We start from the raw sequence: 12,783 nt of genomic DNA on the forward strand, positions 1-12,783 counted from the left end.
GGGAGGATTGAGGAAGCATGTCCGAGAGCTACTCCGAGAAGGACGTCCACCGGCAGGTCTCCGAGCTGGAGACCGAGTCGGCGACGGCCGCGCGGCTGTTCGACATCCGGCGGATCATCGGCGGGTTGTTCGTGGTGTACGGGGTGATCGTGACCATCGCGGGGATCGTGGCGTCCGACGCGGACATCGACAAGGCGGAGGGAGTGAACATCAACCTCTGGACCGGGCTGGGGATGCTGGTCCTCGGGGTGTTCTTCCTGGCGTGGCTGAAGATCCGGCCCACGGTCCCGCCGGCGGTCGAGCCGGAGGGCGCGGGGGACTGACCTCGCGGCGCCGGGGCGGGTGCGGCGGACCACCGCCCGCGCCCGCCCGTGCCGCCCGTGGCCGGGAGATCAGCTCGGCGGCGGGGCCGCCCGGTCCAGTAACCCGGTCCTGGCCGCCAGGGCCGCCGCCTCCAGGCGGGAGCCCACTCCCAGTTTCATCAGGACGCGCTGGACGTGGGTGCGGGCCGTGGACGGGGCGATGCCCATCCCCGCGGCGATGAGGCGGGTGTCCTCCCCGTCGGCCACCCGGACCAGGACCTCGACCTCGCGGGGGGTCAGCATCCGGAGCAGGCGCTGGCCCTCGTCGTCGGGCTGGGCCGCGGGGTTGAGGAGTTCGGCGAACGCCCCCTGGAGCAGGGCCGGCGCCACCGCCGCCTCGCCCGCCCGCGCCTTCATGATCGCCCGCTCGACGCCCTCTATGCGCTCGTCGTGCCGGACGTACCCCGACGCCCCGGAGGCGAAGGCCGCCGCGATCCCGCGCGGATTGGGCACCGGCCCGAGCACCAGCACCGCGACCTGCGGACGCTCCCGCTTGATGCGCGCCACCGGGTCGAAGATGCCCGGCTCGGCCGGTGTCGCCGTGCCCATCAGGCACACCTCGGGCGCCCGGCTGATCACCAGCTCCGCCGCCCCCGCGGCGGGTGCCGCCGCGGCCAGCACCCGGTGCCCCCGCAGCTTCAGCGCCGAGGCCAACGCCTCGGCGAGCAGTCGGTGGTCGTCGACCACCATCAGCCGCACTCCCACAGCGCAACCCCCCAGTCCCCCTCGACCTGACCCCGGAAGCTACACGCTTGTTCGACATCGCGCTGCCCCTACCGGTGAGAACTGCCCCGGATCGCCGAATTTCCATGCAATACGGCCCCGCCCCTGACCAGGGACGGGGCCGTACGCCCGGAGGGCCCGGCGGCGGCCGGTCAGCCGCCCGTGCCGAACGCCACCGCGAGGTACTCCTTGTCGTCCGTGCCGGACGGCTCGCTGGCGTACACCTGCGACATGTACAGGCGGCCCTTGCGGTAGAGGATCTCGGCGTACTCCGGGAGCATGCTGGTCTCCACGTCCCGCACCGCCTCCGTGGCCGGGTTCTCCAGCAGCTTGCTCTCCTTGAACGAGCCGCTGTCGATGCTGACGATCTGCCCGCCCTTGTCGTACGGCGGCCGCTTGTACGCCAGGATGCTGTCGCCGTCCATGCGCAGCGGCGTGATGGTGTAGCCGTCGCCGGCGTCGGCGCGCTGGCCGGTCTGCTTGCCGGTGGACAGGTCGAAGGCGACGACCTCGTTGGTGCGGCTGTAGGACTCGCCGCCGCCCTCGTGCTCCTCGGTGGGCAGATAGAGCCGGTCGTTGCCGACGACGAGGCCGGTGCACTGCTCGATCCGGGAGATGGTGTCGCAGCGGGCGGCGAACTTCTCGCCCGGCGCGGAGATCCGGGTGCGCAGTTCGCCGGTCTTGTTGTCCACGGAGAAGAAGTCGGAGATGCCGCTGCCGTCCCCGGCGGAGTCGCCGACGTCGGCGGCGACCACCAGCGGGTCGGTGGAGACGATCCCGGCGTACTCGATGCCCTTGGCCATCTTGTACTCCGAGAGCACCTTGCCGGTGCCCGGGTCGATGGTCTGGATGCCGAGCTGCCGGGCCTCGTACGTGCCGCACTTGCGGACCGCGACCAGCTTCGGGCCGCCGCCGTAGCCCGCGTCGTAGCAGGAGTCGGTGCCCTTGGGCGCCCAGAGCTGCTTGCCGGAGGCGATGTCCCAGGCGACGCCGCCGCTGGTGCTGCCGGCGGCGACCGTGCCGCCGCTGAGGGTGACGTTGTCGAAGGAGATGAGCTGGTCGCCGGTCTTGGCGGTCTTCGTCCAGACCTTCTTGCCGGTGCCGAGGTCGATCACGGCGACCTGGCTGCAGCCGTGCGAGGGGTCGGCCTTGGTCGGCATGTCGGGCTGGTAGACGACGGCCGTCAGGTTGTCGGCGGTGACGTGCCGGGTGGCGGTGCAGACCGGGCCGTCCAGCGGGACGGTCCACAGCTCGGTGCCCTTGCCGGGGTCGTAGCCGGTGATCTCGGCGATGCCGCTCTTGGCGTACACCGTGTCGGTGGCCCAGGAGCCGGAGACGACGACGCTGTTGTCGTCCTTGCTCACCTCGGGCGCCGGGACCTGGAACAGCACCTTGGACGCGGGGTCGGCGGGCACCTTCTCCTCGCCCCCGGCGGACGTGCCGCCCTTGGCGTCGCCGCCGGTGCTGCCGGTGGTGCCGGTGGTGCCGCCGGTCGAACCGGCGGTGTCGTCCTTGCCGCCGGGCTCGTCGGAGGAGCGGGCGTACCAGACCCCGCCGCCGATGATCAGGGCGATGGCGACGACGGCGGAGACGATGATCGCGACCTGGGCGTTGATCTTCCGCCCGCCGCCACCGCCGCCGGGCGGCGGGCCCGACGGGGCGTGCATGGGCACGGTCGGCTGCTGGTAGCCGTAGCCGGGGGTCTGGCCGGGGTAGCCGTAGCCGGGCTGGGCGGGCTGCGGGGGGCCGTAGCCCGGCACCGGGGGCGGCGGGGTGGGGGGAGCCCCCGGGGGCGGCGGGGTCTGCGGGGTCTGCGGGGTCTGCGGGTAGCCGTAGCCGGGCTGCGGGGCGGGCGGGGTCGGCGGGCCGAAGCCGCCTTGCTGCGAAGGCTCGTGGGGCGGCGGGGGCGGCGGCTGGGTCATGGCGGGGTCACCTCGGGGGACGGGCGGAACGGGCGGCGGGGGACGCTCACTTGCCGTAGGCGAGCATCAGCTTCTCCTTCGAGTCGTCGTTGCCGGTCAGCCGGGTGGTGGAGAGGTAGAAGCGGCCGTCGACCCAGTCGATGTCCTTGGAGAAGAAGCCGTTCTCGACGTCGGCCGCGCCCTGCGGGTGCTGGAGCAGCTTGGCCGGCTTGTGGCCGCCGCCGCCCGTGGGAATGGACAGCACCTGGCCGCCGGCGTCGTAGGACGGCTCGACGTACGCGATCAGGTTCGCCCCGTCCGCGCGGACCGGGATCATCGACTCCTCGGCGGGGGACTTCACCCGCCACTTCTCCTTGCCGCTGGAGAGGCTGATCGCGACGATCTCGTTGGCGCCGGTGGCGGCCTCGGTCGGCAGGTAGAGGGTGTCACCGGCGACGACGACGCCCTGGCAGCCCTGGAGGTCGCGTTCGAGGATGGCCCAGCCGCACTCGGGGGCGAAGTCCTCCTGGACGTCGACCTGGGAGGTGATCCGGCCGCCGGAGAAGGTGGAGATGTTCCAGGTCTTCTCGTCCTCGTTGGTGGCGTAGAAGACGACGGGGTCGACGGAGTACGCGCGGGCCACCCGCCAGCCCTTCTCGTACTTGTACGTCCACTTGACCTTGCCGGTCCTCGGGTCCAGCTCCTGCAGCTCGTCGTGCTCCTTGGCACCGCCGGCGCCGCAGGAGGCGACCTGGACCAGCCGCTCGCCGCCCGCGTACCCGGCGGGGAAGCAGGTCTCGCCGTACCGCTTCTTGTCGTAGAGCTTGGTGCCGCTCCTGACGTCGTAGGCGGTGCCGGACTGGGAGCGGCCGACCATCAGGGTGTCACCGGTGACGGAGAGTTCGACGGAGAGGGTGGAGTCGAACAGCTCGCCGTCGGCGACCTCCTCGCTCCAGCCCTTCTCGCCGGTGGCGAGGTCGATCTCCTGGAGCTGGTTGCACTTGGCGCGGTCGCTGGAGCCGCTCATGTAGGCGACGACGATGCGGTCGTCGGCGGTCTTCTCGGGGGTGACCGCGCAGATCTTCTGCGGGAAGGCGACCGGGTCCCAGGCGGGCCGCCCGTCGGCGGTGCCGTACGCGAAGAGCTGCTTGTACGCGGCCTTCACCGCGGTCTTGCCGGTGATCCACATGCCGGGGGCGTCGGCGCCGGAACCGGGGGCGTCGGGGGCCTCCTTGTACCAGAGCACCCGGGCCTCGCCGGCCTGGCGGCCCTCGTTGAGGTCGTCCGGGTCCTCGCCGCCGGCGCCCTTGCCGTCACCCGGGTCGAGCGGGCCGCCGGAGGCGGACGGCTTCGGGCTCCCGCTGGGGCCGGCCACCGGCTTGTCGTCCTTGCCGTCGTCGCCGCCGGTGCCGGTGACCGCCCAGACCGTGCCGCCGATGACCAGCAGCGCGGCGACGGCGGCGACGATCGCGAGGGCGGGCTTGCGCTTGAAGACGTTCCCGGAGCCGGGCGGCGGGGTGCCGGGGGCCCCGGGAGCGCCGGGGTACGGCTGGGCCGGGTGGCCGTAGCCGGGCCCCGGTCCGTAGGGGCCGGGCTGCGGCGGTCCGTACGGGCCCGGCTGCTGGGGCTGGGAGTAGGGGCCGGAGGCGTACGGGCCGGAAGCGTAGGGGCCGGGGGCCTGGCCGGGCTGCTGGCCGGGCTGCTGGGGCTGCGGGGCGTACGGTCCCGGGGTCCGGCCCGGCTGCTGCGGGTGGCCGTAACCCGGCTGCGGGGGCTGCTGGGCGGGGCCGAAGCCGCCGCCCTGCGGTGGCGGGTCCTGCGGTGCGCCGAAGCCGCCCCGCGGCGGCGGGTCGGACGGCGGACCGGACGGCGGACCGGGCGGCTGGGTCATCGGTGGTTCCCCCTTGTGACGGATGTGGCGCCGCGCCGGACAGCGCCGCGTTTCCGCCACACCCCTGTTCTCAGACGGTTCTCAGACAGGCTCGTGCGGCCCTTTTTATCACCCGGCCCGGACAGCACACCGGGCCGATCCCGCCCCTGTTCCCAAGGTCGGACCGGCCCGTGATACCGCTGTTACGGTCCTGCACGCCCCCTTCACGCCGGGGCGCGCGGACTACGCGTCCTCGGCGAGTTCCAGCCAGCGCAGCTCCAGTTCATCGCGCTGGCCCGCCAACTCGCGCAGCTCCGCGTCGAGTTCGGCGACCTTCGCGAAGTCGGTGGCGTTCTCGGCGATCCGCGCGTGCAGCTTGGCCTCCTTCTCGGAGATCTTGTCCAACTGCCGCTCGATCTTCTGGAGTTCCTTCTTGGCGGCCCGCTGGTCGGCGGCGCTGCGCTCGGGGGCCTCCGCCGCGGTCTTCGCGGGGGCGGGGGTGGCCGCGGCGGCCGCCTCCTCCATCCGCTGCCGCCGCTCCAGGTACTCGTCGATGCCGCGCGGCAGCATCCGCAGGGTGCCGTCGCCGAGCAGGGCGAAGACCCGGTCGGTGGTGCGCTCGATGAAGAACCGGTCGTGGGAGATGACGATCATCGAGCCGGGCCAGCCGTCGAGGAGGTCCTCCAACTGGGTCAGGGTCTCGATGTCGAGGTCGTTGGTGGGCTCGTCGAGGAAGAGGACGTTGGGCTCGTCCATCAGCAGCCGCAGGATCTGCAGGCGGCGGCGCTCACCGCCGGAGAGGTCGCCGACCGGCGTCCACTGCTTCTCCTTGCCGAAGCCGAAGGTCTCGCAGAGCTGTCCGGCGGTCATCTCCCGGCCCTTGCCGAGGTCGACGCGCTCACGGACGCTCTGCACGGCCTCCAGGACGCGCCAGGCGGGGTCGAGTTCGCCGACCTCCTGGGAGAGGTAGGCCAGCTTCACGGTCCGGCCGACGTTGACCCGGCCGCCCGCGGGCTGGTGCTCGCCCTCGCTGCGGGCGGCGTCGGCGAGCGCGCGCAGCAGGGAGGTCTTGCCGGCGCCGTTGACCCCGACCAGGCCGATGCGGTCGCCGGGGCCGAGCTGCCAGGTCAGGTGCTTGAGCAGCACCTTGGGGCCGGCCTGGACGGTGACGTCCTCCAGGTCGAACACGGTCCGGCCCAGCCGGGAGGAGGCGAACTTCATCAGCTCGCTGCTGTCCCGGGGCGGGGGTACGTCGGCGATCAGCTCGTTGGCGGCCTCGACGCGGAAACGGGGCTTGGAGGTGCGGGCCGGGGCGCCGCGGCGCAGCCACGCCAGCTCCTTGCGGACCAGGTTCTGCCGCTTGGCCTCCTCGGTGGCGGCGATGCGCTCGCGCTCGGCGCGGGCGAAGACGTAGTCGGAGTAGCCGCCCTCGTACTCGAAGACGTCGCCCTTCTGCACGTCCCACATGCGGGTGCAGACCTGGTCGAGGAACCAGCGGTCGTGGGTGACGCAGACCAGGGCCGAGCGGCGCTCGCGCAGGTGGCGGGCGAGCCAGGCGATGCCCTCGACGTCCAGGTGGTTCGTGGGCTCGTCCAGGACGATCAGGTCCTGTTCGTCGATGAGCAGCTTGGCCAGCGCGATCCGGCGCCGCTCGCCGCCGGACAGCGGTCCGATGACGGTGTCCAGGCCCTGCGGGAAGCCGGGCAGGTCCAGGCCGCCGAAGAGGCCCGTGAGCACGTCGCGGATCTTGGCGTTGCCCGCCCACTCGTGGTCGGCGAGGTCGCCGATGACCTCGTGCCGGACGGTGGCGGCGGGGTCGAGGGAGTCGTGCTGGGTGAGCACGCCCAGGCGCAGCCCGCCGGAGTGGGTGACGCGGCCGGTGTCGGCCTCCTCCAGCTTGGCGAGCATCCGGATCAGCGTGGTCTTGCCGTCGCCGTTGCGGCCGACGACGCCGATGCGGTCGCCTTCGGAGACGCCGAGGGAGACCCCGTCGAGCAGGGCACGGGTGCCGTACACCTTGCTGACGTTCTCGACATTGACCAGGTTGACGGCCATTTCTCTCCTGCCTGGGGGAACGATCAGCTATCCAGCGTAGGCCCTGCGGGGGGCGGGGCGACGCGGACGGGTGCGGTCACTCTTCGGAGTGACGCCCGTCGGAACGCCCGGCTACCGTGGAGGGCGGACAGCAGGGTCCCGTCCGGCTCCGAGCCTCACACCAGCGTCGCCCCCGGCGCCGGGCCCTCCGCCACGCGGGCCGAGGCGCAGGTGCCGGAGGCGCGCAGGACCGAGGCGATGACGGCGGCGGAGTCGGCGTCGCCGGCGAGGAACGCCGTGGTGGGGCCCGAGCCGGAGACCAGGGCGGTCAGGGCGCCGGCCGCGCGTCCGGCCGCGAGGGTGTCGGCGAGTTCCGGGAAGAGGGAGAGCGCGGCGGGCTGGAGGTCGTTGGAGGCGGCCACCGCGAGGGCGCCGGGGTCGCCCGAGGCGAGGGCGTCGAGGACGGCCTGGGAGGCGACCGGGCCGGGGATGTCGGCGTCGGCGCCGAGCCGGTCGAACTCGCGGAAGACGGCCGGCGTGGACAGGCCCCGCGCGGCCATCGCGAACACCCAGTGGAAGGTGCCCGCCACCTCCAGCCCGGTCAGCTTCTCGCCCCGCCCGGTGCCCAGCGCCGCCCCGCCGAGCAGGCTGAACGGCACGTCGCTGCCCAGCTCGGCGCAGAGGGCGAGGAGTTCGTCGCGGGAGGCGCCGGTGCCCCACAGGGCGTCGCAGGCCAGCAGCGCGCCCGCGCCGTCCGCGCTGCCGCCCGCCATGCCGCCGGCGACGGGGATGTCCTTGTCGATGTGGATGTGGACGGCGGGCTCGCGGCCGTGGCGCTCGGCGAGGGCGATCGCCGCGCGGGCGGCGAGGTTGGTGCGGTCCAGGGGGACCTGGGCGGCGTCCGGGCCCGCGCAGGTGACGCGGAGGGTGTCGGCCGGGGTCACGGTGATCTCGTCGTACAGGCCGACGGCGAGGAAGACGTTGGCCAGGTCGTGGTAGCCGTCGGGGCGGGCGGGGCCCACCGACAACTGGACGTTGACCTTGGCGGGGACGCGGACCGTCACACTCACGTGCTCGTCACTCTCCGTCACTGCTTGTGCTCGGCGATACGGGAGAACTCTTCCACGGTCAGGGACTCGCCCCGGGCCTGCGGGGAGACCCCGGCGGCGACCAGGGCGGCCTCGGCGGCGGCGGCCGAACCGGCCCAGCCCGCCAGCGCCGCCCGCAGCGTCTTGCGGCGCTGCGCGAAGGCGGCGTCGACCACGGCGAAGACCTCCTCCTTGGCGGCGGAGGTCTTCGGCGGCTCGGCTCGGCGGACCAGGGAGACCAGTCCGCTGTCGACGTTCGGCGCGGGCCAGAAGACGTTGCGGCCGATGGAACCGGCCCGCTTGACCTCGGCGTACCAGTTGGCCTTCACCGACGGCACGCCGTACACCTTGGAGCCGGGGCCGGCGGCGAGCCGGTCGGCGACCTCGGCCTGGACCATGACCAGGGTGCGCTCGATGCTCGGGAAGGTGTCGAGCATGTGCAGCAGGACGGGCACGGCCACGTTGTACGGCAGGTTGGCGACCAGGGCGGTCGGGGCGGGGCCCGGCAGTGCGGTGACCCGCATCGCGTCGGAGTGGACCAGCGCGAACCGGTCGGCGCGGCCGGGCAGCCGGGCGGCGACGGTGGCGGGGAGCGCGGCGGCCAGGACGTCGTCGATCTCGACGGCGGTGACCCGGTCGGCGGTCTCCAGCAGGGCCAGGGTGAGCGAGCCGAGGCCCGGTCCCACCTCGACCACCACGTCGTCGGGGCGGACCTCGGCGGTGCGGACGATACGGCGGACCGTGTTCGCGTCGATCACGAAGTTCTGGCCGCGCTGCTTGGTGGGGCGGACGCCGAGGGCCGCCGCCAGCTCACGGACGTCGGCGGGGCCCAGCAGGGCGTCGTGCGGGGTGGGGCTGCTCACCCGGTAAGGGTAGCCGGGGGCGTGCGGGACCCGGGCCGCGCGGGCGCGCACGGGGCCACCGCGTCCGGTGGGCGGGCTCGCGGGGGTCATCCGCGCAGCCGGGCGCCGCAGTGCGGCCAGGCGGCGGCGCCGCTGCGGGCGTACAGCTTCTGGGCCCGGTAGGTCTGTTCGGCGGCCGGGGCGTCCTGCGGGCGGCCCCGGCCGCCGAGCCGCTGCCAGGTGCGGGTGTCGAACTGGTAGAGGCCGCCGTACGTCCCCGAGGGGTCGACCGCGTCCGCGCGTCCGCCGGACTCGCAGGCGGCCAGGCCCTGCCAGTCGAGGTGGCCGGTGCCCCGCACGGAGGCCGGCCGGGGCCGGGTGCCGACCCGCACCACCTGGTCGCGGGGCTCGCGCACGAGCACGCTGCCGGTGCGCACCGGCCTCCCGGCGACGCCGTTGACGGTGCGCAGCCGGTACGTGGTGCGGCGCAGGCCCGGCCGGCCGGGGCGGTCGACGATCTCGGTGCCCCGGTAGAGCGCCGGGTCCTCGGTGCGCCGCACCTGGAAGGGGACCCGCTCCTCGTGGACCTGCTCGGCGTTCCTGATCCGCAGCACGGTGACGGTCTGCCCGTCGCGCGGGAAGCTGCCCGGCGGGACGGAGGTGGTGTCCTCTCCGCGCAGGACGACCCCCGCCTGCGCGACGGCCTCCCGGACGGTGGCCGCGTTGGTGCGGACGGCGCGGGCCCGGCCGTCGGCCATGACGGTGACGATCCGCTCGGTGCGCACGTCGAGGGCGAGGCCCTCGCGTCCGATGCGCCGGGAGGGCGGTGCGGACAGGTGGGCGCCCTCGGCGCGGACCCCGAGGCGGCGCAGCGCGTCCGCGACGGTGCGCGCGGTCGTCCAGACCTGGTGGCGGTGGCCGTCGAGGGTGAGCAGCAGGGGGCGGCCGTAGCGGACGGCGATCTCGTCGCCGCTGGTCAGCGGGGTGCCGGGGGCGGGGGCCACGACGTCGTGGGCGCCGACCTCCACGCCCTGGTCGGCGAGGAGTCCGGTGACGTCGTCGGCGAAGGTGTGCAGGGTGCGCGGGCTGCCGTCGACGGTCAGCTCGACGGCCTTGTCCTCGGCGACGAAGGCGGTGGTGCCGCCGGCGAGGAACGCCACGACCAGGGCGCGTGGCAGCAGGCGGCGCATCGGGCCGTCCGCGCGCTGGACGCGCCGGGCCCGGCGGCGACGGGCGGCGCGTCCGCCGTGGGCGGGGCCGAGGGCGGAGGGGGGCTCGGGGGCGGGCGCGGAGGCGGGCGCGGGGCGCGGGGCGGTCCGCCGGGGCGGCGTCGGCACACCGGGCTCACCTTGCACACCACGGGCATCACGGGCATCACGCGCACCATGCGCACCGTCGTACATCAGGCCGTACGGATGGCCGTACGGATGGCCGTACGGCTGGTGGTACGTCTCGAACTGCGACTTGCTCACGCCGACACGCTCCAGCGGTGCGGATGGGTCCCGGATCGGGCTCCCAGAACCTAGCCGAGCGGCCGTCACTCTCCAAAGCGACGCGGCTACTGAGCGTGTGTTCGGTAGTCGAAGGCCCGTGCGGTGTTGGCGGCGAGGGCGGCGGCGAGGGCGTCCTCGCCGATGCCCCGGACGGCGGCCATCGCGCGCACGGTGACCGGCACCAGGTAGGGCGCGTTGGGCCGCCCCCGGTAGGGCGCCGGCGTCAGGAACGGCGCGTCGGTCTCCACCAGGACCAGCTCCAGCGGGGCCACGGCGAGCGCGTCGCGCAGGTTCTGGGCGTTCTTGAAGGTGACGTTGCCGGCGAAGGACATGAAGTACCCGGCGCGGGCGCACACGGCGGCCATCCCGGCGTCGCCGGAGTAGCAGTGGAAGACGGTGCGCTCGGGGGCGCCCTCCTCCTTCAGCACGCGCAGCACGTCGTCGTGGGCCTCGCGGTCGTGGATGACGAGGGTCTTGCCGTGCCGCTTGGCGATCTCGATGTGGGCGCGGAAGGACCGCTCCTGCGCCTCCTTGCCCTCGGGTCCGGTGCGGAAGTAGTCCAGTCCCGTCTCGCCGACGCCTTTGACCTGGGGCAGGGCGGCGAGCCGGTCGATCTCGGCGAGGGCGTCGTCGAGAGCGGCGTCCCCGCCGGGCTGCCGGGCACCTCGCGGGGACCGGCCTCCCCCCGGGTCGCCGTGCACGATGCGGGGAGCCTCGTTGGGGTGCAGGGCGACGGTGGCGTGCACGCTGTCGTACGCCGCCGCCGTCTCGGCCGCCCACCGTGATCCGGCGAGGTCGCAGCCGACCTGGACGACGGTGGTCACGCCCACCGACGCGGCCTTCGCGAGGCCCTCCTCGACCGTGCCGGACTGCATGTCGAGGTGGGTGTGCGAGTCGGCGACGGGGACGCGCAGGGGCTCGGGGAGCGGCGGCGCCGCGTGCTGGTCGGCCGGGGCGTTCGAAGGCATGCCCCGATCCTACGGAAGGCTCCGGTCAGGTGGCCCTGCGGTGCAGGTGGAGGGCGTGCAGCAGGTCGCCGAGGTGCCAGTGGTGCCGTCCGGCGGCCGGCGCCGGGACCCGGGCCGGGCGGGCCGGGGCGGGCACCTGGGGGCGGGCGGCGTCGCGGGCGGAGGCGACCCGGCCCGGCCCCATGATCCGTACGACGTGGGCGTCGCAGTTCTGGCAGGTGGGGCGGCTGAGCGGGGAGGGCACGACCAGCCCGTCCGCCATGTACACCACGAACCGCCGGCCCTGGGCGTCGGTGTGGTGCTCTATCTCGTACGACTGCTCCCAGCCGTTGCCGCAGCGCATGCAGGCGAAGGAATACGACTCATGGACGGCAGCGGTGGCTCCCGCTCGCGGTCCGGGCTGTCCTGGGTGCTCGCTCATCTCGCTCATGCCGACTCCCGTGATCCTCTGGAGATGGGGGGTGGACGTCCCGTTCCTCCAGTGGATGCCCGTATCGGCATGAAAGCAGCAGAACTGTCAAGTGTTGGCCCTGATTTGGGGCTTCCTTGCCGAAGCCGCCGCACGGGGTGCCGGGGCCTTTGCCTGGCCGACCGGGCGTTTGCCGGCCCATGGGGCGCAGGCGCGCGCCCGGGGCCGGTTCACGCGCCGGCGTTCTTCGCCGCCACCACCGCGTCGAACACCTGCCGCTTGGGCAGCCCCGCCTCGGCGGCCACCGCGGCGATCGCCTCCTTGCGGCGCTCCCCCGCCTCCTCGCGGACCCGGACCCGGCGGACCAGTTCCTCCGCGCCGATCTCCTCGGGGCCCGGTTCGGGGGCGCCCTCGACCACGACGGTGATCTCGCCGCGCACCCCCTCGGCGGCCCACGCGGCGAGGTCGCCCAGCGGGCCCCGCTTGACCTCTTCGTACGTCTTGGTCAGCTCGCGGCAGACGGCGGCCCGGCGGCCGGCGCCGAAGACCTCGGCCATCGCGGCGAGGGTGTCGTCCAGGCGGTGCGGGGCCTCGAAGTAGACGAGGGTGCGGCGCTCGGCGGCGGTCTCGCGGAGCCGGGAGAGGCGTTCGCCGGCCTTGCGGGGCAGGAAGCCCTCGAAGCAGAAGCGGTCCACCGGCAGCCCGGACAGGGCGAGCGCGGTGAGCACGGCGGACGGGCCGGGCACGGCGGTGACCTTCACGTCCCGCTCGACGGCCGCGGCGACCAGCCGGTAGCCGGGGTCGGACACCGAGGGCATCCCGGCGTCGGTGACCAGCAGCACCCGGGCGCCGGCGAGAAGTTCTCCGACCAGTTCGGGGGTGCGGGCGGACTCGTTGCCCTCGAAGTACGACACCACCCGGCCTTTGGGGGTGACGCCGAGCGCCTGGGTGAGCCGGCGCAGCCGCCGGGTGTCCTCCGCGGCGACGACGTCTGCGGCGGCCAGCTCCGCGGCGAGCCGGGGCGGGGCGTCCGCGATGTCCCCGATGGGGGTGCCCGCGAGGACCAGGGTTCCGGTTGCGACTGTCACGTTTC

Annotated in this window: 11 protein-coding genes; 1 reads left to right on the forward strand and 10 read right to left on the reverse strand. The window is 74.2% G+C overall.

What is annotated here, in order from left to right:
- The first annotated feature begins 17 nt into the window (after positions 1 to 17).
- The gene (locus ACFY32_RS03075) at positions 18 to 323 is read left to right on the forward strand and encodes a hypothetical protein (RefSeq protein WP_390673286.1); all 306 of its coding nucleotides are present in this window, start codon (positions 18 to 20) and stop codon (positions 321 to 323) included.
- A gap of 69 nt (positions 324 to 392) precedes the next feature.
- On the opposite strand, the gene ACFY32_RS03080 is transcribed toward ACFY32_RS03075, so the two are convergent.
- The 10 genes from ACFY32_RS03080 to rsmI form a co-directional block, all read right to left on the reverse strand.
- Positions 393 to 1,067 carry a LuxR C-terminal-related transcriptional regulator gene (locus tag ACFY32_RS03080; RefSeq protein ID WP_359195587.1) on the reverse strand — a complete coding sequence of 225 codons (675 nt, stop codon included), beginning with the start codon at positions 1,065 to 1,067 and terminating at the stop codon, positions 393 to 395.
- A 170-nt stretch (positions 1,068 to 1,237) separates the two neighbouring features.
- Complete coding sequence (locus ACFY32_RS03085) at positions 1,238 to 3,007, reverse strand: PQQ-binding-like beta-propeller repeat protein (RefSeq protein ID WP_390673287.1); 1,770 nt, start codon at positions 3,005 to 3,007, stop codon at positions 1,238 to 1,240.
- A gap of 46 nt (positions 3,008 to 3,053) precedes the next feature.
- Positions 3,054 to 4,877, reverse strand: a complete 1,824-nt coding sequence (locus ACFY32_RS03090) for a PQQ-binding-like beta-propeller repeat protein (protein ID WP_390673288.1) — start codon at positions 4,875 to 4,877, stop codon at positions 3,054 to 3,056.
- 222 nt (positions 4,878 to 5,099) lie between these two features.
- On the reverse strand, positions 5,100 to 6,911 hold the full coding sequence (locus tag ACFY32_RS03095; RefSeq protein ID WP_359195595.1) for an ABC-F family ATP-binding cassette domain-containing protein: 1,812 nt from the start codon (positions 6,909 to 6,911) through the stop codon (positions 5,100 to 5,102).
- A gap of 155 nt (positions 6,912 to 7,066) precedes the next feature.
- The gene (locus ACFY32_RS03100; protein ID WP_359195598.1) at positions 7,067 to 7,960 is read right to left on the reverse strand and encodes a 4-(cytidine 5'-diphospho)-2-C-methyl-D-erythritol kinase; all 894 of its coding nucleotides are present in this window, start codon (positions 7,958 to 7,960) and stop codon (positions 7,067 to 7,069) included.
- A 17-nt stretch (positions 7,961 to 7,977) separates the two neighbouring features.
- A complete protein-coding gene (rsmA, locus tag ACFY32_RS03105) occupies positions 7,978 to 8,841 on the reverse strand; it encodes a 16S rRNA (adenine(1518)-N(6)/adenine(1519)-N(6))-dimethyltransferase RsmA (RefSeq protein ID WP_359195601.1) in 864 nt (287 codons plus the stop codon).
- 86 nt (positions 8,842 to 8,927) lie between these two features.
- Positions 8,928 to 10,292, reverse strand: a complete 1,365-nt coding sequence (locus ACFY32_RS03110) for a ubiquitin-like domain-containing protein (RefSeq protein ID WP_390673289.1) — start codon at positions 10,290 to 10,292, stop codon at positions 8,928 to 8,930.
- Between the two features lie 86 nt (positions 10,293 to 10,378).
- The gene (locus ACFY32_RS03115; RefSeq protein ID WP_359195607.1) at positions 10,379 to 11,281 is read right to left on the reverse strand and encodes a TatD family hydrolase; all 903 of its coding nucleotides are present in this window, start codon (positions 11,279 to 11,281) and stop codon (positions 10,379 to 10,381) included.
- Positions 11,282 to 11,306: 25 nt separating this feature from the next.
- A complete protein-coding gene (locus tag ACFY32_RS03120) occupies positions 11,307 to 11,702 on the reverse strand; it encodes a hypothetical protein (protein WP_359195965.1) in 396 nt (131 codons plus the stop codon).
- Positions 11,703 to 11,920: 218 nt separating this feature from the next.
- Positions 11,921 to 12,778, reverse strand: a complete 858-nt coding sequence (gene rsmI, locus ACFY32_RS03125; RefSeq protein ID WP_390673290.1) for a 16S rRNA (cytidine(1402)-2'-O)-methyltransferase — start codon at positions 12,776 to 12,778, stop codon at positions 11,921 to 11,923.
- Between the last annotated feature and the right edge of the window lie 5 nt (positions 12,779 to 12,783).

The sequence above is a fragment of the Streptomyces sp. NPDC000134 genome, from assembly GCF_042899225.1.
GTDB lineage: Bacteria > Actinomycetota > Actinomycetes > Streptomycetales > Streptomycetaceae > Streptomyces.

Excerpts from the sequence above, each read along its gene's own strand:
- ACFY32_RS03075 (WP_390673286.1), top strand. The coding sequence starts at position 18 with ATGTCCGAGAGCTACTCCGAGAAGGACGTCCACCGGCAGGTCTCCGAG.
- ACFY32_RS03085 (WP_390673287.1), bottom strand. The coding sequence starts at position 3,007 with ATGACCCAGCCGCCGCCCCCGCCGCCCCACGAGCCTTCGCAGCAAGGC.
- ACFY32_RS03090 (WP_390673288.1), bottom strand. The coding sequence starts at position 4,877 with ATGACCCAGCCGCCCGGTCCGCCGTCCGGTCCGCCGTCCGACCCGCCG.
- ACFY32_RS03095 (WP_359195595.1), bottom strand. The coding sequence starts at position 6,911 with ATGGCCGTCAACCTGGTCAATGTCGAGAACGTCAGCAAGGTGTACGGC.
- ACFY32_RS03115 (WP_359195607.1), bottom strand. The coding sequence starts at position 11,281 with ATGCCTTCGAACGCCCCGGCCGACCAGCACGCGGCGCCGCCGCTCCCC.
- ACFY32_RS03120 (WP_359195965.1), bottom strand. The coding sequence starts at position 11,702 with ATGAGCGAGCACCCAGGACAGCCCGGACCGCGAGCGGGAGCCACCGCT.